Source organism: Gaiella sp., from assembly GCF_035710885.1.
Lineage (GTDB): Bacteria > Actinomycetota > Thermoleophilia > Gaiellales > Gaiellaceae > Gaiella.
In genome coordinates this window covers 59,325-81,671 of the sequence record NZ_DASTCS010000036.1, presented here as the reverse complement: position 1 = coordinate 81,671, position 22,347 = coordinate 59,325, and the positions used below count along the sequence as shown (strand labels likewise).

The 22,347-nt window shown below is 72.7% G+C and carries 20 protein-coding genes; 8 read left to right on the top strand and 12 right to left on the bottom strand.

All coding sequences use genetic code 11. The features are described 5' to 3' along the window. Nucleotides 1–12 precede the first annotated feature (12 nt). A complete protein-coding gene (locus tag VFO26_RS07760; RefSeq protein WP_325114360.1) occupies nt 13–1,077 on the top strand; it encodes a glycosyltransferase family 1 protein in 1,065 nt (354 codons plus the stop codon). On the opposite strand, the gene VFO26_RS07755 is transcribed toward VFO26_RS07760, so the two are convergent. Beyond that, nucleotides 1,053–2,036 carry a GDP-mannose 4,6-dehydratase gene (locus VFO26_RS07755; protein ID WP_325114359.1) on the bottom strand — a complete coding sequence of 328 codons (984 nt, stop codon included), beginning with the start codon at nt 2,034–2,036 and terminating at the stop codon, nt 1,053–1,055. The genes VFO26_RS07760 and VFO26_RS07755 overlap by 25 nt on opposite strands. Before the next feature lie 65 nt (nt 2,037–2,101). Between VFO26_RS07755 and VFO26_RS07750 the strand changes: the two genes are divergently transcribed. Then, on the top strand, nt 2,102–2,803 hold the full coding sequence (locus VFO26_RS07750) for a class I SAM-dependent methyltransferase (protein WP_325114358.1): 702 nt from the start codon (nt 2,102–2,104) through the stop codon (nt 2,801–2,803). On the opposite strand, the gene VFO26_RS07745 is transcribed toward VFO26_RS07750, so the two are convergent. Further along, nucleotides 2,800–4,293 carry a hypothetical protein gene (locus VFO26_RS07745; RefSeq protein ID WP_325114357.1) on the bottom strand — a complete coding sequence of 498 codons (1,494 nt, stop codon included), beginning with the start codon at nt 4,291–4,293 and terminating at the stop codon, nt 2,800–2,802. The genes VFO26_RS07750 and VFO26_RS07745 overlap by 4 nt on opposite strands. A 36-nt stretch (nt 4,294–4,329) precedes the next feature. On the opposite strand from VFO26_RS07745, the gene VFO26_RS07740 reads away from it, so the two are divergent. Genes VFO26_RS07740 through VFO26_RS07730 form a run of 3 tightly spaced genes read left to right on the top strand, consistent with a single transcriptional unit; the run spans nt 4,330 to nt 8,095 of the window. Beyond that, the gene (locus tag VFO26_RS07740; RefSeq protein WP_325114356.1) at nt 4,330–5,478 is read left to right on the top strand and encodes a GDP-mannose 4,6-dehydratase; all 1,149 of its coding nucleotides are present in this window, start codon (nt 4,330–4,332) and stop codon (nt 5,476–5,478) included. Continuing rightward, nucleotides 5,475–6,398, top strand: a complete 924-nt coding sequence (locus VFO26_RS07735) for a GDP-L-fucose synthase (RefSeq protein WP_325114355.1) — start codon at nt 5,475–5,477, stop codon at nt 6,396–6,398. The genes VFO26_RS07740 and VFO26_RS07735 overlap by 4 nt, the downstream gene beginning before the upstream one ends. After that, a complete protein-coding gene (locus VFO26_RS07730) occupies nt 6,395–8,095 on the top strand; it encodes a hypothetical protein (protein ID WP_325114354.1) in 1,701 nt (566 codons plus the stop codon). The genes VFO26_RS07735 and VFO26_RS07730 overlap by 4 nt, the downstream gene beginning before the upstream one ends. On the opposite strand, the gene VFO26_RS07725 is transcribed toward VFO26_RS07730, so the two are convergent. From VFO26_RS07725 to VFO26_RS07705, 5 genes are all read right to left on the bottom strand, one after another. Beyond that, a complete protein-coding gene (locus tag VFO26_RS07725; protein WP_325114353.1) occupies nt 8,073–8,462 on the bottom strand; it encodes a DUF2304 domain-containing protein in 390 nt (129 codons plus the stop codon). The two genes, VFO26_RS07730 and VFO26_RS07725, sit on opposite strands and share 23 nt — an antisense overlap. Further along, nucleotides 8,459–9,187: a glycosyltransferase family 2 protein gene (locus VFO26_RS07720; RefSeq protein ID WP_325114352.1), complete on the bottom strand. Its 729-nt coding sequence runs from the start codon at nt 9,185–9,187 to the stop codon at nt 8,459–8,461. The genes VFO26_RS07725 and VFO26_RS07720 overlap by 4 nt, the downstream gene beginning before the upstream one ends. Then, nucleotides 9,184–10,389 carry a CgeB family protein gene (locus VFO26_RS07715; RefSeq protein WP_325114351.1) on the bottom strand — a complete coding sequence of 402 codons (1,206 nt, stop codon included), beginning with the start codon at nt 10,387–10,389 and terminating at the stop codon, nt 9,184–9,186. The genes VFO26_RS07720 and VFO26_RS07715 overlap by 4 nt, the downstream gene beginning before the upstream one ends. A 417-nt stretch (nt 10,390–10,806) precedes the next feature. Then, nucleotides 10,807–12,312 (bottom strand): sugar transferase, encoded by a 1,506-nt coding sequence (locus VFO26_RS07710; protein ID WP_325114350.1) that lies wholly within the window; start codon nt 12,310–12,312, stop codon nt 10,807–10,809. A gap of 9 nt (nt 12,313–12,321) precedes the next feature. Beyond that, on the bottom strand, nt 12,322–13,092 hold the full coding sequence (locus VFO26_RS07705; RefSeq protein ID WP_325114349.1) for a hypothetical protein: 771 nt from the start codon (nt 13,090–13,092) through the stop codon (nt 12,322–12,324). On the opposite strand from VFO26_RS07705, the gene VFO26_RS07700 reads away from it, so the two are divergent. Beyond that, nucleotides 13,082–14,380 carry a glycosyltransferase family 39 protein gene (locus VFO26_RS07700; RefSeq protein ID WP_325114348.1) on the top strand — a complete coding sequence of 433 codons (1,299 nt, stop codon included), beginning with the start codon at nt 13,082–13,084 and terminating at the stop codon, nt 14,378–14,380. The two genes, VFO26_RS07705 and VFO26_RS07700, sit on opposite strands and share 11 nt — an antisense overlap. Here the strand turns inward: VFO26_RS07700 and VFO26_RS07695 are convergent. Genes VFO26_RS07695 through VFO26_RS07675 form a run of 5 tightly spaced genes read right to left on the bottom strand, consistent with a single transcriptional unit; the run spans nt 14,266 to nt 20,006 of the window. After that, the gene (locus VFO26_RS07695) at nt 14,266–15,444 is read right to left on the bottom strand and encodes a glycosyltransferase family 4 protein (protein ID WP_325114346.1); all 1,179 of its coding nucleotides are present in this window, start codon (nt 15,442–15,444) and stop codon (nt 14,266–14,268) included. The genes VFO26_RS07700 and VFO26_RS07695 overlap by 115 nt on opposite strands. Then, on the bottom strand, nt 15,441–16,457 hold the full coding sequence (locus tag VFO26_RS07690) for a glycosyltransferase family 4 protein (RefSeq protein WP_325114345.1): 1,017 nt from the start codon (nt 16,455–16,457) through the stop codon (nt 15,441–15,443). The genes VFO26_RS07695 and VFO26_RS07690 overlap by 4 nt, the downstream gene beginning before the upstream one ends. Next, nucleotides 16,454–17,584 (bottom strand): glycosyltransferase family 4 protein, encoded by a 1,131-nt coding sequence (locus tag VFO26_RS07685; RefSeq protein WP_325114344.1) that lies wholly within the window; start codon nt 17,582–17,584, stop codon nt 16,454–16,456. The genes VFO26_RS07690 and VFO26_RS07685 overlap by 4 nt, the downstream gene beginning before the upstream one ends. Further along, nucleotides 17,581–18,708, bottom strand: coding sequence for a glycosyltransferase family 4 protein (locus VFO26_RS07680; RefSeq protein WP_325114343.1), 1,128 nt, complete (start codon nt 18,706–18,708; stop codon nt 17,581–17,583). Before VFO26_RS07680 ends, VFO26_RS07685 begins: the two co-directional genes overlap by 4 nt. Further along, the gene (locus tag VFO26_RS07675; protein ID WP_325114342.1) at nt 18,705–20,006 is read right to left on the bottom strand and encodes a lipopolysaccharide biosynthesis protein; all 1,302 of its coding nucleotides are present in this window, start codon (nt 20,004–20,006) and stop codon (nt 18,705–18,707) included. The genes VFO26_RS07680 and VFO26_RS07675 overlap by 4 nt, the downstream gene beginning before the upstream one ends. A 249-nt stretch (nt 20,007–20,255) precedes the next feature. Here VFO26_RS07675 and VFO26_RS07670 point away from each other — a divergent pair, with 249 nt between their 5' ends. Both VFO26_RS07670 and VFO26_RS07665 read left to right on the top strand, forming a co-directional pair. Then, entirely contained in the window at nt 20,256–21,629 is a 1,374-nt protein-coding gene (locus tag VFO26_RS07670; RefSeq protein ID WP_325114341.1) for an O-antigen ligase family protein, read from the top strand. A gap of 38 nt (nt 21,630–21,667) precedes the next feature. Further along, on the top strand, nt 21,668–22,336 hold the full coding sequence (locus VFO26_RS07665; RefSeq protein WP_325114340.1) for a class I SAM-dependent methyltransferase: 669 nt from the start codon (nt 21,668–21,670) through the stop codon (nt 22,334–22,336). Nucleotides 22,337–22,347 lie beyond the last annotated feature (11 nt).

The following is a 22,347-nucleotide window of genomic DNA, read 5'->3' as shown; positions in this document are numbered from 1 at the left end:
TAGGATCGAGCGATGCGAGTTGCCCTGCCGATGCTGACGCTCGTGCCGGGGCTCTCCGGCGGCAGCGAGACGTACGCCCGCGAGCTGTGCCGCGCCCTCGCCAGGGTGGGACGGCACGACTACGAGACGCTCGTTTCCACGCTCGCGCCGGATGCGGGCGGCGGGCTGCCGACCGCGGTCGCGACCGGCTATCGCGCGTCCACCACGACGTCTGGCCGGCTCCGCGCGATGGGGGCGGCAGCGCTCCACCCGGGTGCGCTCCGCGAGCGTCTCACGGGAGCCGACGTCGTCCACTACCCGCTCACCGTCCCCGTCCCGCCGGTGGAGCGCCCGACGGTGCTGACCCTTCTCGACGTGCAACACCTCGACCGTCCCGAGCTGTTCCCGCGCGGGGAGCGGCTCTTCCGCCGTCTCGCCTACGACCGCGCTGCGCGGCGCGCCGATCGCGTGGTGGTGATCAGCGAGTGGGTCAGGCACCGCGTGACCGAGCGCCTGGGCCTCGACCCGGACCGCGTCGACGCGATCCACCTCGGCGTCGACCACGAGCGGTTCACTCCCGATCCGGGCGTCGGGCGTGAACCGTTCCTCCTCTATCCGGCCAGGCCGTGGCCGCACAAGAACCACGGGCGGCTGCTCGAGGCGTTCGCCCTCCTGCGCGCCGAGCGTCCGGAGCTGCGGCTCGTGCTCACGGGCGTCGGCCACGATTCCGCGCGGCTGCCGCCCGGGGTCGAGGCTCCCGGGGGCGTTCCGCAGCGCGAGCTCGTCGCCCTCTACCGGCGCGCAGCCGCCCTGGTCTTCCCGAGCCTCTACGAGGGGTTCGGGCTGCCGCCGGTCGAGGCGATGGCGTGTGGCTGCCCGGTGGCGGCGTCCAACGAGGGCTCTCTCCCGGAGGTCGTCGGGGACGCCGCCGTCCTGTTCGACCCCCACGACCCGGCCGCGATCGCGGCGGGGGTCTCCGACGCGCTCGGCCGCTCGGCCGAGCTCTCCGCGCTCGGTGTCGTGAGGGCCGCGCGATTCACGTGGGACGCGACCGCGCGCGCCCACGACCGAGTCTACGAGCTTGCTGCAGGTGCCTGAAGCCGGGCGAGGTCGGCCTCGACCATCAGCGTCAGGAGCTCCCGGAAGCCCACCTCGGGCTCCCAGCCGAGCACACGCCGCGCCTTCGATGCGTCGCCGACGAGGTCGTGGAGCTCCGACGCGCCGCGAAACAGCGCGGAGTCGGTGCGCACGTGCTCGCGCCAGTCGAGCGACACCGCGTCGAACGCGCAGGCGACGAGCTCCTCGACGGAGTGCGAGACCCCGGTCGCGACGACGTAGTCGCCGGGCTGGTCGCACTGGAGCATCAGCCACATGGCGCGCACGTAATCGCCGGCGTAGCCCCAGTCGCGGCGGGCGGAGAGGTCGCCGAGGACGAGCTCGTCCTCGAGGCCCAGCGAGATCGCCGCGGCCGCGTGCGACACCTTCCGTGGGAGGAAGTCCACCGGTCGCAGCGGCGACTCGTGGTTGTAGAGGATCCCGCAGCACGTGAACATCCCGTACTTGCGCCGGTAGCTCCCGGCGATGAAGTGGGCGTAGGCCTTCGCGACGCCGTACGGCGTGACCGGGCTCGGCGCCGTCTGCTCCGTCTGAGGGGTCTCGCGTGGCTCGCCGAAGATCTCGCTCGACGACGCCTGGTAGAAGCGGATCCCGGGATCCACCTCGCGGATCGCCTCGAGCATCGACGTCGCACCGACCGCCGCGAACTCGGCGGTCACGATCGGCTCGTCCCACGAGCGGGGGACGAACGACGGCGCCGCGAGGTTGTAGACCTCGGTGGGCCGCGTCTCGCGCAGCGACGCGACGAGCGCGGCGTGGTCGAGCAGATCGGCCTCGAGGAGCGTCACGCGCCCTTCGACCGGTGCGAGCGCCTCCGCGTACGCCGAGGGCTCGCGCCGGAGGACGCCGACCACCTCGTAGCCCTTGTCGAGCAGGAGAGCGGCGAGCAGCGAGCCGTCCTGCCCGCCGACCCCGGTGATGAACGCGCGGGGCGTGGTCATCGGCGGGGCCGAGTGTACGTGTCGGTGAATCACCCGACACCTCTCTTCTCGCGCAGAATGCCGCGGTGACGTCGACACCGATCACCGACGCGCTCCGCTCCGCTCCGCCGGGCCTGCACGGCACCGGCGAGTACTGGGGGCTCGCCTGGTCGGCACTGGAGTGGCTCGAGCGCAACCTTCGACCCGAATGGTCGACTCTCGAGACGGGCGCCGGAGCGAGCACGATCGTGTTCGCCGCCGCGGGCACGGCGCACGAGGCGGTGACACCGGACGCCGGCGAGGAGGAGCGGATCCGCGCCCGCTGCTCCGAGCTCGGGGTCGAATCCGGAGCCGTCTCGTTCCTCATCGGGCCTTCGCACGAGATCCTCGCCCGGTGGGAACCGCGACCGCTCGACCTGGTGCTCGTGGACGGCGCGCACGGATTCCCCTACCCGGTCCTCGACTGGTGGCACGTCGCCCCGCACGTCCGCGTGGGAGGGACGGTCCTGCTCGACGACGCATACCTCCCTGCCGTCTCGTCGATCGTCGACTTCGCGCGCGACAACGCTGCGTGGCGGGTCGACGACGCGGTGAGCTTCCGCACGGCGCGACTGACCAAGCTCGCCGACGAGGAGCCGCCGTTCTTCGCCGGCGCCGACGCGTCGCGTGGGCGCATGCGCTTCGCCTACCTGCCTCCGCATCGGCGCGTCGTCGCCTCGACGAGGCAGCGGGTCTTCTCGACCCGGGCGGGCCTGTGGGCGGTGCGACGACTCCGCCGGGGCGCCTAGGCGAGCGACCTGAGATACCGCCACGAGCCGCGCAGCCCGGCAGGGCGGACGAGCGCGAGCGCGGCGGCGTAGAGCGCGAGGCCGACCAACGCTGCCGGCCCGGGGTCGAGGCCGAGCGCCGGGATCCCGAAGGCGATGCAGACCAGCACGGCGACCGCGACCGCGGCGCGGACGAGGGCGGTCAGCGTCGGCCGTGCCGCGTGGAGCCGGTGGAGCATCACGGCCAGCGCAACGGCGGTCGTCACCGCCAGGCCGAGCGAGAGGCCGACGAGCCCGCCGAGCACCTGGCCGAGCCAGGCGACGGGAACGTGGAGCGCCACGAGCCCCAGCGCGACGAGCACCAGTCCCCGCGTGCGCCCCTGGACGAACAGGAGCGGGAGCGTCACCGAGAACCCGACCATGAAGACCATCCACGGCGAGAGCAGCGCGATCAGGCGGCCGAGCTCCTCGCCGACGTCGGCGAGGTAGCTGTCGCCGAGCACGGCTCCCACGATCGAGCTCCCGGCGACCGCGAACACGCCGGCCGCCGCACCCACCGTGACGAGGGCGAGCCACGACGCCGAGACGACGTGGCGCGCGACGCCTGCCGGGTCGAGGCCGACCCGGGCGAGCGGCACCGAGGTGACGAGACCGAGGGACGACGAGGTGACCGCGACCAGCGCCGCAGCCGCCAGGTACGCGTACCCGAAGCTCGTCGCCGACCCGACGCCCTCCTGCGCCGCGAAGGGCAGGCAGATCATGTAGACGGCCTGCAGCGCGAGCGGCAGCGCGACGCTCCGGCCCGCCTCGAGCAGCCGCTGGAGAAGAGGGGGGCCGGCAGGTCGGACGGCGCTGCGCGGCATCGCCTCGGACCGGGCGCGGAGGCCGAGAACGAGCGTCGGGAGCGCCACCGCGACCGCGCCGTTCAGCGCCATCCCCGCCGCGACCGCGTCGATCCCGTCGGCATCGATGCGCGCGAGGATGTACCCCAGGCCGACGATGCTTGCGACGATGTAGGAGACCGCAGCCGTGAGGTAGTCGTCGAGGGCGGCGAGAGCGCTGGCGGCGAGGCCCGCATAGAGCTGAAGGACCGCGGCGAGCACCATCAGGGGGAGGAGGTCCTCCGCCGCGTCCCTGGCCTGGTCGGGCCCGAAGCCGGTCAGGAGCGCCGCGACCGGGCGCGCTGTCGCGACGGCGAGGACGAGCACGGGGACGGCGAGAATCGCGAACGCCACCGCCCAGGCGGCCGTCTCCTGTCCCAGGCGTCGCTCGAGGCGCGCGCGCGCGAGTGGTGGGAGAACGACGAGCCGGATCGCGGTCGCCGCCAGGGCGAGGACGATGAAGACCCCGTAGGCGGCGAAGAAGCCGTCGGTCTCGGCGCCCCGGTCGATCTCGCGCGCGATGACCACGCCGACCACTGCCGCCAGCCCGGACTGGACGGCGATTGCGAGCGCGGTGACCGCCCCCGTGGCGAGAGACCCGAGTCCGGCCGGAGCGGTACGCTTGTCCACCGACGCGGAAGCCTACGGCTCGCGTCACCCGACCCGATGAGCACCGAGACGATCTGGAACGAGGGCGACCTCGACGACCTCCGCCGCGACTTCACCGACGTCTACGGCGGTCGCACAGTCCTCGTGACCGGGGCGGACGGCTTCATGGGCTCGCACCTCACGGATGCCCTCGTCGGGCTCGGCGCCAACGTCCACGCCTTCGTGCGCGCGACCTCGAGCGGCGCGCTCAACAACATCTCGCACCTCCGCCGTGACCTCAAGGTGCATTTCGCCGACCTCACCGACCGCACCTCGATCGACTATCTCGTGCGGGAGCTGTGCGACGCGCCCGACCGGCCGTACGTGTTCCACCTCGGCGCGCAGGCGCACGTGGGCGAGTCCTGGCACCGACCCTACGAGACCGTGATGGCGAACACCGTCGGCACGCTGAATCTCCTCCAGTCGATCGTCGACTGGGGGCTCGAGCTCGAGAAGTTCGACACGGCCGGCACGTCGGAGGAGTACGGCAACGTCCGCGACGACGTCACGGACCACCACACGTACGACGACGCGGGCTCGCTGATCCTCCACGAGCGCTCGCCGATCAACCCAAAGTCGATCTACGCCACCGCCAAGGTCGCGGCCGACTTCCTCACGATGAACTACTACGACGCCTTCGGCCTCCCGGGCGTGGTGACGCGGATGTTCAACAACTACGGGCCGCGCCAGAACCCGCGCTACGTCACCGGGACGATCGTCACCCAGGCGCTCACCCGGCCCGAGATCGAGCTCGGCGCGCTCGAACCGCTGCGGGACTTCTGCTTCTGCACGGACGGCGTGCGCGGCCACCTCACGGTCGCCGCGCACGGCCGGCCCGGGGATGTGTACGTGTACGGGCAGGGCGTGAACATCTCGATGGCGGACTGGGCCGACCTGATCGTGCGCACGGGCGTCGAGCAGGGCTTCTGGCCCGACGACCGCCGGGTCGTCACGACCGAGGCGCGCAAGCGACCCGGCTCGAGCGACGTGATGGCCCTCCGCGTGGGACACGAGAAGCTGACGCTGGAGACCGGCTGGCAGCCGCGGATCTCCTGGGAGGAGGGCGTGCTCCGCACGATCCGCTGGTATGCGGAGAACCGCGAGCGCTGGATCGGCCGGGTGGACTGGCTGCCGACGGGATCGCCGCAGCTCGCCGCCGGTTCGTGAGCCGGGTCCTGGTCACGGGCGGCGGCGGGTTCGTCGGCTCGCGTCTGGCCGAGCGGCTCCGCGCAGAGGGCCACGCCGTCTCGGTCGCCCGCCGGCGCGACTACGACCTCACGTCGATGGACGCAATGCAGCGCCTGTTCGACGACACCGATCCCGAGCTCGTGTTCCACCTCGCCGCCGAGGTCGGCGGCATCGGCGCCAACCGCGCCAACCCCGGCCGCTACTGGTACGCGAACCTGATGATGGGCGCTCACGTCCTCGAGCAGGCGCGCCTCCACGCCACGCCGAAGCTGGTGATCGCGGGGACGATCTGTTCCTACCCGAAGTTCGCACCGGTGCCGTTCCGCGAGGAGGACCTCTGGAACGGCTACCCCGAGGAGACGAACGCGCCGTACGGAGTCGCGAAGAAGGCGATCCTCGTCGGCGCGCAGTCCTACCGGGAGCAGTACGGCACCAACGCGATCTTCCTGCTACCGGTGAACCTCTACGGGCCCGGCGACAACTTCGACCTCGAGACCTCGCACGTGATCCCGGCGCTGATCCGGAAGATGGTCGAGGCGCAGGAACGGGGTGAAGCCGAGATCGTGCTCTGGGGCGACGGGAGTCCGACGCGCGAGTTCCTGTACGTCGACGACTGCGTCGAGGGTCTCGCGCTCGCGGCCGATCGCTACGACGGCGCGGACCCGGTCAACCTCGGCACGGGCGAGGAGATCGCGATCTCCGACCTCGCCCAGCTGATCCGCGACGCGACGGGGTTCGAGGGCGTGATCCGATGGGACACGTCCAAGCCGAACGGCCAGCCGAGGCGGCAGCTCGACACGTCCCGCGCCGAGGAGCTGTTCGGCTTCACGGCGGCCGTCCGGCTCCGCGAGGGGATCGCCCGTACGGTCGACTGGTTCCGGGCGAACCACCGGACATGAGCGAAGCGGCGACCGCCGCCAGAGCCCGCCCGGCGCTCGCCGTCATGGCACGTGCCGCGGACACGGTCACGCGGCACGTGGTCCTCTCGCTGGGCGTGATCCTGATCGTCCAGATCGTCGCGACGATCGCCCTCTTCTTCTCGATCAACCGCAACGGCTGGCTGACCTATCAGGGCGGTGACCAGATCTGGCTCGTCACCTCGGGCTGGCTGCTCGGCGACGGGACGATCGGCTACGCGCTGACGAGTCACGGGTGGCCGATGCTGCTGGCCCCGCTCACGTGGATCACCGGCTCCAGCTCGATCGAGCTGCTGCCCCTCACGACGGTGCTCCAGGTCGGGGTGCTCGGGCCGATTGCGACGCTCGCGGTCTACGACATCGGCGCGCGCCTGGCCGGGCGGCTGGCCGGGCTCTGGTGCGCTGCGGCGTTCGTCGCGGCGCCGTTTCTCGCGATCCCGTACTTCGTGCAGCGCTACCACGACTCGTGGGTCGACCAGTTCCTGCCGCAGGCGCTCGGGCTCACGCAGCAGGCGGACTTCCCCTCGGTGGTGGCGGTACTCGTCTCCGTCGCGTTCACCGTCCGCGCTCTCCAGGCAGGTGCGTTGCGGGAGGCAGTCCTGGCAGGGACCTTCGCCGGTGTCGCGCTCGCGCTGAAGCCCGCGAACGCGCTCTTCCTCGGTGGCCCGTTCCTCGCGTTTCTGCTGGCGCGCCGCTACCTGCACGCCGGGCTCTTCGCGGCCGCGCTCGGGCCCGCGCTCCTCGCGCTGACGGTCTGGAAGGGGAGGGGCCTCGGCGAGGTGCCGCTGTTCGCGCTCGAGGAGGTGAGGCTGGCGGCCGGATCGGGCGATCCGGCCGTCGCCTCGGTGACGTCGTGGTTCGACCGCACGGTGCACCTGAACTTCGACACCTGGAAGCAGAACATGTCGAACCTGCGGGAGTTCACCTGGAGCGCGAGGGTGATCCAGTTCCTGCCGCTGGCGGGGGCGATCGCGGTCGCCAGACGCTCGGTGCCCGCGGCCGGGCTCTTCCTCGGCTGGCTCCTCGGCTACGTGGTCGTCAAGGGCGCCGCTGACGTGGCGACGGTCGAGTCGGGGAGCTACTGGCGGCTGATCATGCCCGGCCTCCCCGCGTTCGCGCTCCTGACCGCCGCGATCCCCCTGCTCGTGCCGACGCTGCCCGACCGGGCAGGGCGCCTGCTCGCCCCGCTGCCGGGGCGGCGCCCCGGGCTGCGCTCGACTGCGGCGGTCGTCGCCTTCCTCGCCGTCGTCCCGCTGGTCGTGCTGCTCGCGTCGTCTCAGTCCCGCGCGACCCCCAACGAGAACCCACCCCCGAACGTCGTCTCGTCCTCGGTCGTGGTGGACAACATCGCCGTGCCTGCGGACGGGGACGTCGTGCGCCTCGAGGTCCGCCGCGCGGGGGGCGGCAACGAGCTCACGTGGACCGACTCGACCACGCGCGCCCGCACCTTCTATCGCGTCTACCGTGCGTCGGCGGCGTTCCCGGACATCGTGTGCGAGCCGCGTGGCGTCGACCGGTGCGAGCTCCGCGCCGAAACCTTGACCACGACACGCGACCGGACCTACGTCGACGCGAGCCCGCCGCCCGACGCGGTCTACCGGATCGGCGTCGCCGCGAACTGGCTCGACGACCCCACGCGCGGAGACGTCTTCGCGGTCAGTCCGCCGGCCGCCCCGTAGAGCTCGGGCTCGGCGGCGCCTCGAGGCGGTCGACCCGCGCGCGGAGAAGCGCCACCTCCTGCGCGAGCAGGACGTTGTCGTCCGTCAGCCGCGAGAGCACGGTCGAGTAGTGGAGCAGCACGGCGATCACGAACATGATCGCGGCGGCGAACAGGATCGCCGGGGGGTAGCCCGACACACCGAGCCAGCCCGCGATCGTGTTGAGGCCGCCGCGCCAGGCCGAGAGGACGAGCAGCACGCCGCCGGTGACGAGCCAGAGGAGCGCGTAACGCTCCTTCAAGCGCCGCCCGCGGATCAGCTCGAGCACGATCAGGATCAGCAGGACGGAGCCGATGGCGGCCGCGATCGAGATGCGGACCGGGGTCACCGCTGCACTCCCTCCGACGGAACGGCGTACCGGCGGGCCATGGCGATGAACAGGGCGAGGGTCACCTTGATCGCGTAGTAGATCGAGCGCAGGAAGGTGATCGAGGATGACCCGTGCTCGCGCTCGCGCATCCGCACGGGCACCTCCACGAGCCGGAGCCGGTGCTTGAGAAGGAGCACTGTGGCCTCGACCTCGGGGTAGTCGCTCGGATAGTCCCGTGCGAACAGAGCGATGCCCTGCCGGTTGAGCGCCTGGAAGCCCGAGGTCGTGTCGGTCACCCGCTGTCCCGAGAGCAGCGAGACGAGCCGCGCGAACCACGTGATCCCGAGGCGGCGCCCGAGCGGCGGCCGGTAGGCGTCCTCACCCTCCCGGAACCGCGACCCGGTGACGACGTCCGCCTCGTCCCGCTCGAGCGGCTCGAGCAGCTTCGGCAGCTCGGCGGGGTCATGCTGGCCGTCGCCGTCGAGCCGCACGGCAACGTCGTACTCCTGCTCGAGCGCGTAGCGGAACCCCGTCTGCACGGCTGCCCCGATCCCCAGGTTGAACGGCAGGCGGACGACGGCCGCCCCGGCCGCCGCGGCGGCACGAGCGGTGGCGTCGCCCGACCCGTCGTCGACCACCACGACGTCGATCGCGGGATCGAACGCATGGATCTCGGCGACCACCGCACCGATCGCGGCCTCCTCGTCGAACGCAGGGACGACTGCGACGATTCGGCCGTTCACACCCTGACCCCCGCCTCGAGCTCGAGGAGCCGCAGCACCTGGCGCGCCCGGTGGGCGTAGGTGTGCTCGTCGAGGACCCGCTCGCGTGCCCGGGAGCCCATCGCGGCCGCCTCACCCGGATCGTCGAGCAGCGTGTGGTAGGCGTCGAGTGCGCTCTCGGCGTCCTCCACCACGACGAGCTCGCGGCCCGGCTCGAACCAGCGCTCGAGGCCCGCGTGCGGGTTGGACACGATCGCCGCGCCCGCGGAGGCCAGCTCGAACGGCCTGCACGTCGACGAGCCGTCCACCGCCGCATGCGCCCTCCGCGTCACGTTGAGGTTCAGGCGCGCGGCCGAGATCGCACGGGCAAAGACGTTGAACGGCACGTCGCCGACGAGCCTCGCGCGGCCGACGTCACCCTGGAAGTCGCGCCCGCCGAGGACGAAGTCGATGCGCGGGTCGCGCCGGCTCGGCTCGCCGACGAGCGCGGCCATCCACTCCCGCCGGAACTTGTCTCCGTAGCCGTAGAAGAAGACGTCGTTGTCCTTCTCCACGGGCAGCGGGCGGAAGAACTCGGGATCGGCGGCCCAGAGCACCGCCTCCGCTCGCCGCGCACCGAGCTCGAGCAGCCGCCCGAGGCCGCCCTCGGAGTTCGAGAGCACGAGGTCGTACTCCGACGGATCTGCGCCGTGGTAGTAGTTGAACCCCGTGTCCATCCCGCCGAACTCCGGGAGGCTCATCGGCACGTCGCCGTCGTAGAAGACGACCGGGAGACCGTGACGCTCGCGGAGGTAGGTCGGAATGCCGCGGAAATGCGCCATGGGGACGGTGAACACGAGCACCGCGTCGGGGCGCTCCCGCTCGACCAGACGGTCGAGGTGACGCCGCCAGCGGGGCGTCACCACCTTCCAGATCGTCTCGCGCGTGAGCCTGTCGAACGCGCTGTCCTCCGGGCTCTCCTCGACACGCCGCAGGTAGCGGTCGCCCTTCAGGCGCGCGAGCCCGCTGCGGACGGCGGCGTAGCTCTCGCCCTCGCGGTAGGTCGGGTTGGGCGCGGTGCGCCACCAGGGCGACTCGACGGGACGGCCTCGGTACGGAGTGACCACGAGGTCGACACCGGCCTCGTACAGGCCCTTCCACAGCTGCCACCAGGCGGGCGTGCAGCCGTAGCGGAAGTCGAGGTCGACGGCGGAGGCGACCGCAAGGATGCGTGGCTGGCGCACGAGGGCCAGTCTAGGGACGACCCCGGGCGAGACAGCCGAGGCGCCCGGCCGGTCCGTGCGGTGTCAGACACCGATTTCTGTCAAGGGCAAGACGTGCCGAGTTCGTGCCAATCGCTCCACAACGTAGCGCTGGCGCTGTCGGGATCGGGACCCGCCGCATGAAGCGAGCGTTCCTGCCGTTCTTCGGACGCTCGACGAGGGTACGACTCGCGACGGCGCCGGAGAGGCGCAGGGTGGCGCGAGGCTGCGAGGGCACGTCCGAATGCGGCGTGGAAGGCCTGTGAACAGGACCTGTGGAGCGATCGGCACGAGTCTGGCCCCGACGGGGCTTGACAGAGAACCGTGTCTGACACCGACCTCGCCCACCAAGCCCCGCGGGCAGTAGCCCGACGGCGTGTCGGGGGCGCGGACCCGAGGTCAGTACGCGCCGCGGCCGCTCAGGACGGCCGGGATCGTCCGCGCGATGATCGAGACGTCCGACCAGATCGACCAGTTCTCGATGTACGTGAAGTCGAGCCGCACGAGATCGTCGAACTCGAGGCCCGAGCGACCCGAGATCTGCCAGAGCCCCGTCATCCCGGGAAGCACGAGTGCGCGGGCGCGGTGCCAGTCCTCGAGCATCGCGTGGTCGCGCAGGGGCAAGGGCCGCGGGCCGACGAGGCTCATCTCCCCCCGCAGGACGTTGACGAGCTGCGGCAGCTCGTCGAGCGAGAGGCGTCGGAGCACCCGCCCGACCCGGGTGACCCTCGGGTCGTCACGGATCTTGAAGAGCGCCCCCGTTGCCTCGTTCTCCTCCTCGAGCTCCGGCTGCTGCTCGGCGGCATCCGCGACCATCGTGCGGAACTTGAACATGCCGAACTCTCGCTCGCCGACCCCGACCCGCCGGTCGACGTAGAGCACGGGCCCGCGGGAGTCGAGCTTGATCGCCGCGGCGACGAGCAGCCAGAGCGGGATTCCGACGACGGCGAAGACGAGGGACACGACGAGGTCGAACGCACGCTTCGTCGCCCACTCGACACCGGTCAGCATCGGGGGACGAAGCTCGAACAGGGGCACGCCCTGACCCGGCACGTACTGCCCCTCGTGGACGAGCAGCTCGGTCGTCGTCGGGGCGAGCTTCACCTTCACCCCATGCCGGTGAGCGAGCTGGACGACTCCGAGGACCGTCTGCTCGTCGAAGTCCGCCTCGGCGAGCACGAGCTCGTCCGGCCGCTCGCGCTCGAGCATGTGCACCAGCCGGTCGAGCGAGCTGCCCAGCATCGAGGGGCCCCGACCTGCGTTGAGCGTCCCCACGACGTCGACCCCGATCCCCCCGCGGGCGGCACGGAGCTGGCGCTCGAGATCGGTGAGCGTGTGTCCTTCGCCGACGAGCACGAGCCTGCGCCGGACGCCTGCGAGGCCCATCAGCTCGAGGGAGACCGAGTCGTAGGCTGCGCGGAGGAGCCCGATGGCGAGCGCGCTCGTCGCGACCGCGGTCGGGATCAGCCCCGTCGTCGTGAAGTCGTAGTCCGTCCCGAGCCCGAACGCGAGCACGATCAGCGCCACGAGCACGAGGGCGGCGAGGATCCGTCCCGACCCGGCGCGCCGCTCGCGCGGCGCGTACAGCCCCGCCTGCAGGAAGACGAGGACGGTGATCGGCGCGAGGAACGGCAGCCACTCCGCCGGCCCCGTGTCCCAGAGGAGCGACCAGTAGACCGTGTCCCCGTAGACGAGCGAGCGCAGGACGAGCGCCACGTAGACCCCGAGGGCGAGCCCCGCGATGTCCGCGGCGACGAGGGCGACGATGCTCACGGCCCGGCGCAACAGCCCGGAGAGCGGGCCGCGCGAGAGGAGGTAGACGCGGGAGCGGCGGATGTCGGCCGAGCCGTCCGACGGCGCCGTGCTCGACACCGGTTTCGAGCTCGTGGGTGCCTGGCTCGGCACGCCCGGATTCTACGCTCGGGGGGCGGCCGCCTCGCCGCGCGCGACGGTCTCCCAGCCGAGCGTCGTACCGTGGTCGCGTACCGTGGCCGCGACGACGTCGAGGTCGGCCACGGGCCTGCGCCGTCCGAGCAGGGCGAGCGTCGACGTGATCAGGGCGCGCCGCCCGGCGTGGACGAGGTCCGTGTCGTGGAAATACGCGTGGACACGCGGCGAGAGAGCCGGGCGAAGAAGCGCCCGTGCGAGATCGCCCGGGCCGTGCGTCGTCGGCACGGCCGCGATCGCCGCCTCGCCGAGGTCGAGACGGGCCGGCATCGCCAACTCGGCCCAGGCGGCGTCGTCGGGGAGGTACGACGGACGGGTCGTGCGGGGCGTGCAGTCCGCGTAGCCGAGCTTCGCGCAGGCGAGGGCGACCGAGCGATCGGTGTACCAGCCGCCGCCGCAGAAGAGCGTCGGCCGGAGGCCGTGCTCGTACAGCCAGGCCCCTTCGCGAAGCACCCGCTCTCCGGTCGGGCCGGCGGTCGGACGCGCGTGCGTCGGGCTCGTGAAATGCGTGTGGTGGCCGAGCGGCCCCCGGTCGGAGGCCTCGCGCGCGCGGATGAGCCACAGCTCGTCGTCGTTCTCACCCGCATCCGGGTCCGGCGGCCGGATCAGCGCCGCGACGCAGAAGCCACCCGGCCTGCGCTCCTGTAAGGCCGAGAAGGCGGCCCAGACGCGGTCGTCGAGCGGTCGCTCCACGTGACAGGAGACCACTGCGTACCGTTCCTGAGTCGTGGGCGGCATCGCGCAACGGATACCACGTTCGACGCTCGCGGCAATCGTGGTCTCCGCGGCGGCCGCGCTGCCCCGGCTCGCCGCGCTCGCGATCGAGCGCGAGGACGTCCTCCAGGAGTACGTCGAGAAGAGCGACACGTTCGCCCGGACGCTTGTCGCAAGCGGGACGTTCGGCTTCCTGCCCGACGTCCCGTCGGCCTACACGCAACCGCTGTACGCCTGGTTCCTGGCGGCGCTGTACTGGCCCCTCGACCGCTCGTGGGTCGTCGTGGGGCTCGCCCAGATCGCCGTCGCGGTCGCCTCGGCATTGCTCGTGCTCATGATCGGACGCCGTCTCGCCTCGCTCAGGACGGGAGTGATCGCGGCACTCGTCGCGACCCTGCACCCGTACCTCGTCTGGCACGACGTCCACGTCAACCGCGAGATCCTCGACGGGCTGCTCGCGGCCGCGATCGTCCTCCTCGCCCTGCTCGTGTACGAACGCCGCTCCCTGCTGCTCGCCCTCGCGCTCGGCGCCGTCATCGGGCTCGCGGTCCTCTCCAACGCCAGGCTCCTGCTCCTGCCGCTCGTGCTCGCCCCGTACGCCGCCTGGCGCATCCGACCCGGTCGCCGCGCGATCGCGTCGGCGCTGCTCGTCGTGGTCGGTGCGGCGGCGGTGACCGCGCCGTGGGTCGTCCGCAACGACGTCGTGATCGGGTGCGCGACGATCACGACCGACACCCGCGCGCTCTGGAAGGCGAACAACCCGGCGACGTACGACGTCCTCGCCGGCGGCGGCTGGATCGACGACGTCCCCGACCTCCCGGGCGTCCCGCCCTGGCCGGAGAAGGCCGCCGGGATCTCGGTGGCTGCGGCGAAGGCGGTGGACGAGTGCGCCCAGGCGACCTTCTACCGGGACGAGGTCATCGACTTCTGGCGCGACGAGCCCGGCGAGAAGGCCAGGCTCGCCGTCCAGGCCGTCGGCATGCTCTGGTCGCCGTTCCTGACCGTCTCGGCGGACGATCCGGCACAGCAGGGCCTCTCGGACTTCCTTCAGCGCACGGTGGAGCCGGCGTTCGTCATGGTGCTCTACGCCTTCGCGCTCTGGGGCGCGTTCCTCGCGCCGCGGCGGTTCGCCGCGCTGGCCGGGCTCCTGCTGGGCTACAACACGCTTGCGGCGATGGTCTTCGCGGGGACGGTGCGCTACCGAGCGCCCTGGGACTTCGTGCTGGCGCTGCTCGCCGCGTTCGCACTCGAGCGCGCATGGGGGCTCCTGCGCAAGCGGCGAGCCCCGGCTGCGGCCAGCGCCTCCCGGTAGAGCGCCTCGATCCGATCGGTGCAACGGCTCTGGGAGAACTCCTCGAGTGCCCGGGTACGCCCGGCTGCGCCCATCGCGGCTGCGCGGCTCCCGTCCTTCGCGAGCTCGCCGATGGCCGCGGCGAGCGCCTGAACGTCCCCGGGGGGAACGACGAGGCCCGTGCGGGCGGCCTCCACGATCTCCGGGAGGCCGCCGACGGCGCTGGCGATCACGGGCCGGCCACGCTCCATCGCCTCGAGTGCGACCATCCCGAAGCCCTCGCCGAATGACGGCACGACCACGATCTCGGCCCGCTCGAAGACCGGGGTCGCAGGCGCGACGCGGCCGAGGAACGACACGCGGTCATCCAGCCCGAGCCGGACGACGCCCGCCCGCAGCTCCTGCTCGAGCGGCCCGTCTCCAGCAATCTCCAGGGTGGCCTCGGGCAGGTCGCCCCCGACCGTGGCGAGCGCCCGCAGCAGCACCTCGTGGCCCTTGATCGGGATCAGGCGGCCGACGATCGCGAGCCGCGGCGCCCCGGGGAGCGGCGGCGGGCTCGGGCCCGGCTCGATCCCGTAGTGGACGATCTCGAAGTCGGCCTCGTCGAACCTCTCGCTCTCGGCCAGATACCGCGCCAGGCCGGCCGAGATCGCGACGTGCACGTCTGCGAGCCGCGCAACGGCTCGGTCGGCGGCCGCGAACGCCCGGTTGCCGCGGAACGGGTTGAAGCCGTGCTTCGTCGAGACGAGCACGGGCACGCGGGCCAGCCGACCCGCCGGCAGCCCGTGGAAGTCGGCATGGACGAGATGCGTGTGGAGGATCGCCGGCCGGACATGCCGGACGAAGCGGACCAGCCGTGCGAACGCCTGCGGATCGAGCGCCCGCGGGAGACGCAGCCGCTCCACCGGGACCCCTGCCTCCTCGAGCTGCGAGGCAAAGTCCCGGGCACCGGGCTCGTCCTCGTGGAGCATCACGAGGCGGACGTCGAAGCCACGCTCCCGCAACCCGGGCAGCAGGAGGAGCAGATGGCTCTCGGCGCCCGAGATCCCGGCGACCTTCGCGACGTGCAGCACCCGCGCGCTCATCCCGCGAGCGAGACGACCCGGTCCGCCCAGACGCCGACCGAGTGCTCGCGGACGACCGTCTCGCGCAGCCTCCGGCCGACATCGTTCCGGTCGATCTCCGCCAGGCGCCGGATGGCCGTCGCGAGGTCGCCGGCGTCTCCGTGCGCGAAGCGGAGCCCCTCCGGGAGGAGCGTGTCGAAGGCGGGGTTGGAGGCGATCACGGGCAGGCAGGTCGCAGCGGCCTCGTAGACGACCTTGTCCGTCGCCCCTTCGCGCATGTCGTTGACGAGCGCGTCCGCCTCCGCGTACAGGCCGGCGACGGTGTGATGCGGCGCCGGGCCGCGGATGTCTACCCGGTCGAGCAGGCCGAGCTCGATCACGAGCCGCTCGAGCGCGATCCTGTGGAGCCGCTCCTCCTCCGTGATCGACGGGCCGTGCACGCGCAGCGCGACCTCCTCGACCTGCTGGACCGCGCGCACGATCGTCTCGAGGCCCTTCGCCGGCGACGTCCGACCGAGGGCGAGCAGAGTCAGCGGCTGTCGGTCGGGCCGATCGACGCACGTGAGCCCTGAGACGTCGATCCCGTGGCCGATCGCGACGAGCTTCCGCGAGCGCAGCGGGAACGTCCGCTCGTCGACGCTGAGCACGGTCGTCGAGAGCCGCTCCGCGGTCTTCAGCAGGCGGCTCCGCCGCCAGTGCGTGAACCAGAGCAGGACCTTGACGCCGGCGGGCCGGGCGAGCGGCGCGGCGAGCACGGCGTAGATGGGGCACATGTGCGCGATGACGGCGGCGGGCCTCGGGCGCCGCGCGAGCTCACGCGCGAGCGCCGACTCGAAGCGCAGCCCGCGCCCGGCGCGATGCGACGCCCGGAAGAGGCGCACGCGACAGTTGTCCGGGAGCGTCCCCTCCACGGCGCTGTCCGCCAGCACGACCAGCTCGTCGACGCGGGCGGCGAGCGCGCGCAGCTTGTCGACCGTCGCCCCGAGGGACGGGCTCCCGGGGTCGACCTGCTGCGTGACGACGACGAGCCTCATGCGACGCGGGCCTCGACCGCTCGCTCCACCAGCTCGGCGACGTCGGCGGCGTACTTCTCGGGGGTGTAGGTCCACGACGACGAGCGCGCCTTGCCCTCCGCGCCGAGGTGCTCGGCGAGCGCGGGGTCGGAGAGGATTCGGACGAGAGCGTCCGCGATCTCGCCGGGCCGGTCGGGGTCGACGAGCAGCCCGGTCTCCCCGTCCCGGACGACGTCCGGGATCCCTCCGGCCCGCGCGCCGACGACGGCCCGACCGCGGCAGAGCGCCTCGAGCACGACCCTGGGCGTCCCCTCGGACCGCGAGGCCAGCAGGAGCAGCCACGCATCGTCGAACGCCTTCACCACGTCGGGTGTCTCGAGCCGCCGGTCCCAGGAGACGCGGCCGGGGAGCTCGCGGACGAGCGCGTCCGCGACGTCTCGGTGTCGCCCGTCGCCGACGATCCGCAGCGTGGCCTCCGGGACGCGCGGGGCGGCGAGCCGCCAGGCCTCTGCGATCGCATGGACGTTCTTGTATCGCTCGAGCACCCCGATGAACAGGGCGGTTGGGCGCCCGGGGAGCGGCGCGACCGGCGGCTCGGCGAACGCCATGAGCTCGGTGTAGGTCGTGAACGAGAGCGTCGGCTCGACCCCGGCCTCGCGGACGATGCCGGTCGTGAACGGCGACAGCGTCCTCACGGCGTCGGCCCCGCGGATGGCCACCAGCGCGGCCCGGTCTGCCAGAGGTGCAACCAGCGCGCGGGCGCGCGACCCGTAGAGCCGTGACCAGGTCCTCCAGTCGCCGTGGATCTCGACGACGACCGCTGCATCGCTCCGGGCCAGCTTGCGACCCGCCAGCGCGGCGAGCGCCTCGTACGGGCTCTGCGCGACGATCGCGTCAGCGGGCCCGCGCCTCAGCTCCCGCGCGATCCGCACGGGCAGGGAGCCGTAGAAGAGCGGCCCGTCGAGTGGGGGCACCGGCGTGCCGCGCTGGAGGGCGAACGTCGCGTCCCCGGAGGACGCACCCCGAGGTGCGGCCGCGAGGACGCGCAGGTCGAGCCGCTCGCGGAGCGCGTCGAACTTCCGCTCCAGCGATTGGTTCAGCGGGAGCCGGTAGCGCGTGCGGCCGACCATGAGGACGCGCGGCTTCATTCCGCATCCTCGATGGCCCGCACGATCCGCCGCAGGATACGCGGCTCCGAGAGCTCCTCCACCGACGGCCCGGCCGCGGCCGCGAGCGCCTGCCGGAGCCCGTCGTCGCGTACGAGCCGCTCGATCGCCCCGGCGATCGCGTCGACCGATCCCGCCGGCACGAGCAGGCCGTTCTCCTCGTCGACCACGACCTCGGGAATGCCCCCGACCGCCGTCGCGATCACGGGCGTCCCGGCCGCCAGCGCCTCGAGCAGGGTGTGCGGGAGGTTCTCCCACGCCGACGTGAGCAAGGCCGCGTCGGCGGCCCGGAACAGCGTGACGACGTCCTCGCGTGTCCCGGCCCCCAGGAAGCGGACCCGGCCGGAGATGCCGAGATGCGATGCGCGGCGTTCGAGCGCTCCGCGCTCGGGCCCGTCGCCGAGCACGAGGAGCTCCACGTCGGGGACGCGGGAAAGCGCGTCCAGCGCATCTCCGAGCGCCTTCTGAGCGGTGAGCCGGCCGGCCGTGCCGAGCGCGAACCCCCGGATCCCCAGTGACCTACGTGCGGCGTCGCGCGGGGGGAGCGAAGCGAGCTCCGGGGCCGGGTTGGGGACGACCGTCACGCGACCTGGCTCGAGACCCCAGCCGAGCGCGACCTCGCGCAGGTAGGCGCTGGGAACCAGCACGCGCCGCGCGCGCCTGAGCGCAGCGGTGCGGGTCGCTCGAAGCGCGCGGACACGAAGGCCGGCGCGCTGCACCTGGAACTCCTCCAGGGTGCCCGTGCAGCGGCCGGAGCGGCGCTCGCGCTCGTACGCCTCGTCCGCAACGAGCTTCACCACGAGGAGTCTGCGTGCGAGCGCGGCCCCGAGCGCCGCGCGCCGCACCATCGTCGTCGCGTAGACGCGATCCGCGCGGCGTGCCGCCCGCGCTACCTCACCCGCGACGGCGAGGTGGCGCAAGGGCGCGCTCCGGGCGCGCGACACCCACCGCACCCGGTACGGCCGGGCGTCGGGCTGTGCGTCCGCGGTCGTGACGATCTCCACCTCGTGGCCCTCCGCGAGGAGAGCGTCCGCGAGCGCGGGGGCGTGGCTCGCCGGGCCGCCGACGTCGGGTGGCCAGATGCCCGAGACGATCACGACCCTCACGAGCCCACCGCTCTCGGCTCGCCGACACGGCGGGCGGCGCGAAGCTCCTCCCTGAGGCGGACGAGCACGACCGCCCACGTGAGCGCGAACGCGATGGTCGCGATCAGGACCGCGACCGCTGCGCCGGTCACTCCCCAGCGGGCGCCCAGCACGACGACCAGGGGCAACAGGACGAGGGTCTCGATGCCGTGCGTGACGATCCGCAGGTGCGGCCTGCCGATGGTCACCGGCAGCGACTTCGACCAGCCGAGCACGAGCAGGATCGCCGCGGCGACGAGGACGATACGGGCGGCGTCGACGGCCGGCAGGTACTCGCTCCCGAACACGACGCGGACGAGCCACGGCATCGCGAGCAGGAACACGGGAACGGCCACCGCGGCGACGGCGGCCGCCCCGAGCGAGTACCGCCGCAGCCCCCGGAGCACCGTCTGCGCGCGTCCGTACTCCCAGTCGCGCGTCTGCTCGGTCAGCAGCACGAGTCGGACGGGGGCGCTCGCGGCCGAGAACCCGCTCTGGGGGGCCAGCGCGACCCGGTAGTAGCCGACCTGCGTCGTCCCGGCGACGACGCCGAGCAGCACCGGGGTCAGCGCGGTACGGAGCGAGACCACGCCCGTGGCGATGCTCGACTGGACGACGAACGAGACGATCTCGCGGCGATCGCTTCCGAGCGGTCGAGTCTCGGCACGGGGAAACCGCCTCAGGGCGACCGTCCCGGCCGCCCCCACGATCGCCGTCGCGATCAGCTGGCCGACCGCCAACGCGCCGAGCGCGGCCGTCACGCCGATCGAGGCGCCGACGACGATCGCGACCAGCCGGACGCCCATCGTCACCGAGAGGAGCAGGCCGCGCAGGTCGTAGCGTCCGCGCAGCAGGAGCGCGCTCGCGGAGACGTTCTCCGGCGACGCGAGAAACGGGATTGCCGCTCCGGCCGCCATCGGCCCGGCGAGCCCGTCGGTGCCGAAGATGGTGTCTGCCACGGGCGCGAGCGCGAGGAGGACGAGCGAGGCGACGGCGCCCCCGACGAGCTTCAGCTCGAGCGCTCGGCGAAAGAGGCGGTGAAGCTTCCCCCAGTTCTCCGCGGCGACGTAGCGGAAGCCGAACTTGGTGAGGCTCTCCTCGACCGTGAGGTCGAGCAGGGTCTGGGCGAGCCCGACCACCGCCAGCACCGTCGCGAACCGACCGAACCCCTCGAGCCCGAGGATCCGCGCCGCCGCGATCGTGCCGAGGATGCCGAGGGCCACCGAGAGATAGAGCCCGGCTGCGGTCGCAGACCGGCGCCGGAGAACGCTCGGTGCCATCGTGACGGGTCAGTGTAGGCGAGCCACCGCGCGATCCCGTCCCGACGGCGACGTCGCGCCCGGGCCGCGATTCGTCCGATCACGGCCCTTCGAGACATGGCTTCGTACCTGGCACGAGGACGTGGCCGCAACGGTCGTGGCCAGGCCGGCCATGTCTTCGTGCCTGGCACCGGGACATGCCGCAGCGGACACCGCTGGCACCCGCACGCCCTCCAGGGCGCGTCGTGGTGCCTCGCTACAGTCCGCACGGTGACGGCCGAGCCGCTGCCCCGGGCGCACGCGTCCGCCGGGACGGCGCGGGCGCTCGTCGGTGACGCGCCGGCCGGAGCAATCGTCCTGGCGGCGGCGGTGCCGTTCCTCTTCCTCCACCCGACGTACCAGCCCAGCCTCTCCGTCGGTCTGGGCTCCAGCACCGTCGACGCGACGCTCGCCGACGCCGCAATCGCCTGCGTGGTCGTCGCTGCGGCCCTCCGAGGGAGGAGCGAGGGCTGGCAGCCGCTCGCCGGCGCGCGGGTGGTGCTGGGGCTGGCGGCCGCCTTCGTGCTCGCAGGCGCGATCTCGCTCGCGACCCCGTCGCTGCTCGGCGAGGAATACGACCTGACGACGCACGCGATCAGCGTGGCGAAGTTCGCCTGGTACGCGGCCCTGCTTCCCGCGACCGTCCTCCTCGTACGCTCGGGCGAGGACCTGATGCCGCTCGTCCGCGCGGTCGTCGCGTGGAGCGTCGCCGCGACGTCGTGGGGCCTCCTTCAGTTCCTCGGGATCGTGTCGGAGTTCGAGGGCAAGCGGCCCGGCCAGCGAGAGCCCTCCTTCGTCGGGATCCACGACTTCGCGGCGCTCTCGGGAGCCGCCCTCGTGGTCGGAGCGATAGGCGTGGCGCTCGGGGACGGCCGCCCGGCGGGAAGGCGGTGGTCCTGGGTCGCGCTCGCGACAGGGGCGCTGGGTGTGATCCTCTCGGGCGCGATGACGGCTGTATTCGGGCTCTGGCTCGCGGTCGCAGCGCTGCTCCTGGCCGCGAGGGCGTTGGGAGCGCTGCGGGCGCGGCGGGCGGTCGCCCTCGCCGCGATCACGCTGCTGGTCACGGCCGGTACCGCGGCGATGCGGGCCGACACGATCGAGCGATTCGCGGAGTTCCTGGGCCTCCGCGATCGGGTGGAGGAGACCGGTGTCGAGAGCTACGCCCACCGCACGCTGCTCGCCTACATCGGCGGGCGCATCTGGCTCGACCGTCCGATCACGGGGGTGGGATGGCAGGCCTCCAGCGAGGAATGGGCCTACGGGCCGTTCCTGGAGGACGCGCGGGAGCGCTTCCCGGACGAGCCCGACCAGGCGTTCCCCTCGCCCGCGCACCCGTGGGGCATACAGCTCCTCTATCTCCAGGTTGCAGCCGACCTCGGCATCGCAGGGATCGCGCTGCTGCTGGGGCTCGCCGCAGCGGCCGTCACGGCCGGCGTGCGCGGCCTTCGCTCCTCTCCCGCCGCGCTGGTCGGCCTCGGGTGGCTCTGCGTCGCGGCGGGAGTCTGGGCCGGTATCGGGCTCGTCGCCGGGCTTCCGCTGGGGGCGCTGACATGGATCGCGATCGCGCTTGCGACCGTCCGTGACCCGGGGGTCGTGGTGCGGTGACGCGAGCTCCCGAGAGCCGACTCGACCCGCCGCTTTCGATGCCGACCTACGCCGTGCGCGCGCCCCTCGTGCGCTGGCTCGGAGACGAAGCCGCCAGGGCCGCCGCCGACCTCGGTCCCTACCGACTCCTCGACGTGGGCTGCGGCGAGATGCCGTACAGCCCGCTCTTCGAGTCGCACGCGAGGGAGATCGTCGGACTGGACAGCGTCCCCAACCCGCACGCAAGCCTGCTCGGGCCGATCGAGGCGATCCCGGCCCCCGACGCGTCGTTCGACGTCGTCCTCTGCGCCCAGGTGCTGGAGCACGTCGACGATCCGGCGCGGGGAGTCCGGGAGCTCCACCGCGTGACCCGGCCCGGCGGCAGGGTGCTCCTCGCGACGCACGGCACGATGGTGTACCACCCGAACCCGGTCGACTTCTGGCGCTGGACGGGAGCCGGGCTCGAGCGCCTGTTCGGTGAGAACGGCGAATGGGGTTCGGTTACGGTGTCCGCCGGATCCGGCACGGCCTCCTCCCTCGCGATGCTCAACGCGATCTACCTCGAGCACGTCCTCCGGCGGACTCCGCTCCGTCCCGTGCGGGGCCCCGTCGTCTCCGTGCTGAACCGTGTGGCGCGGGCGCTCGACCGGCACGTCACCCTGCTGCGCGACGAGCGCCCGGGCACGCTCGCGGCGAACTACCACGTCGTCGCGGAGCGAGCGGCGTGACCCGCGTTCTC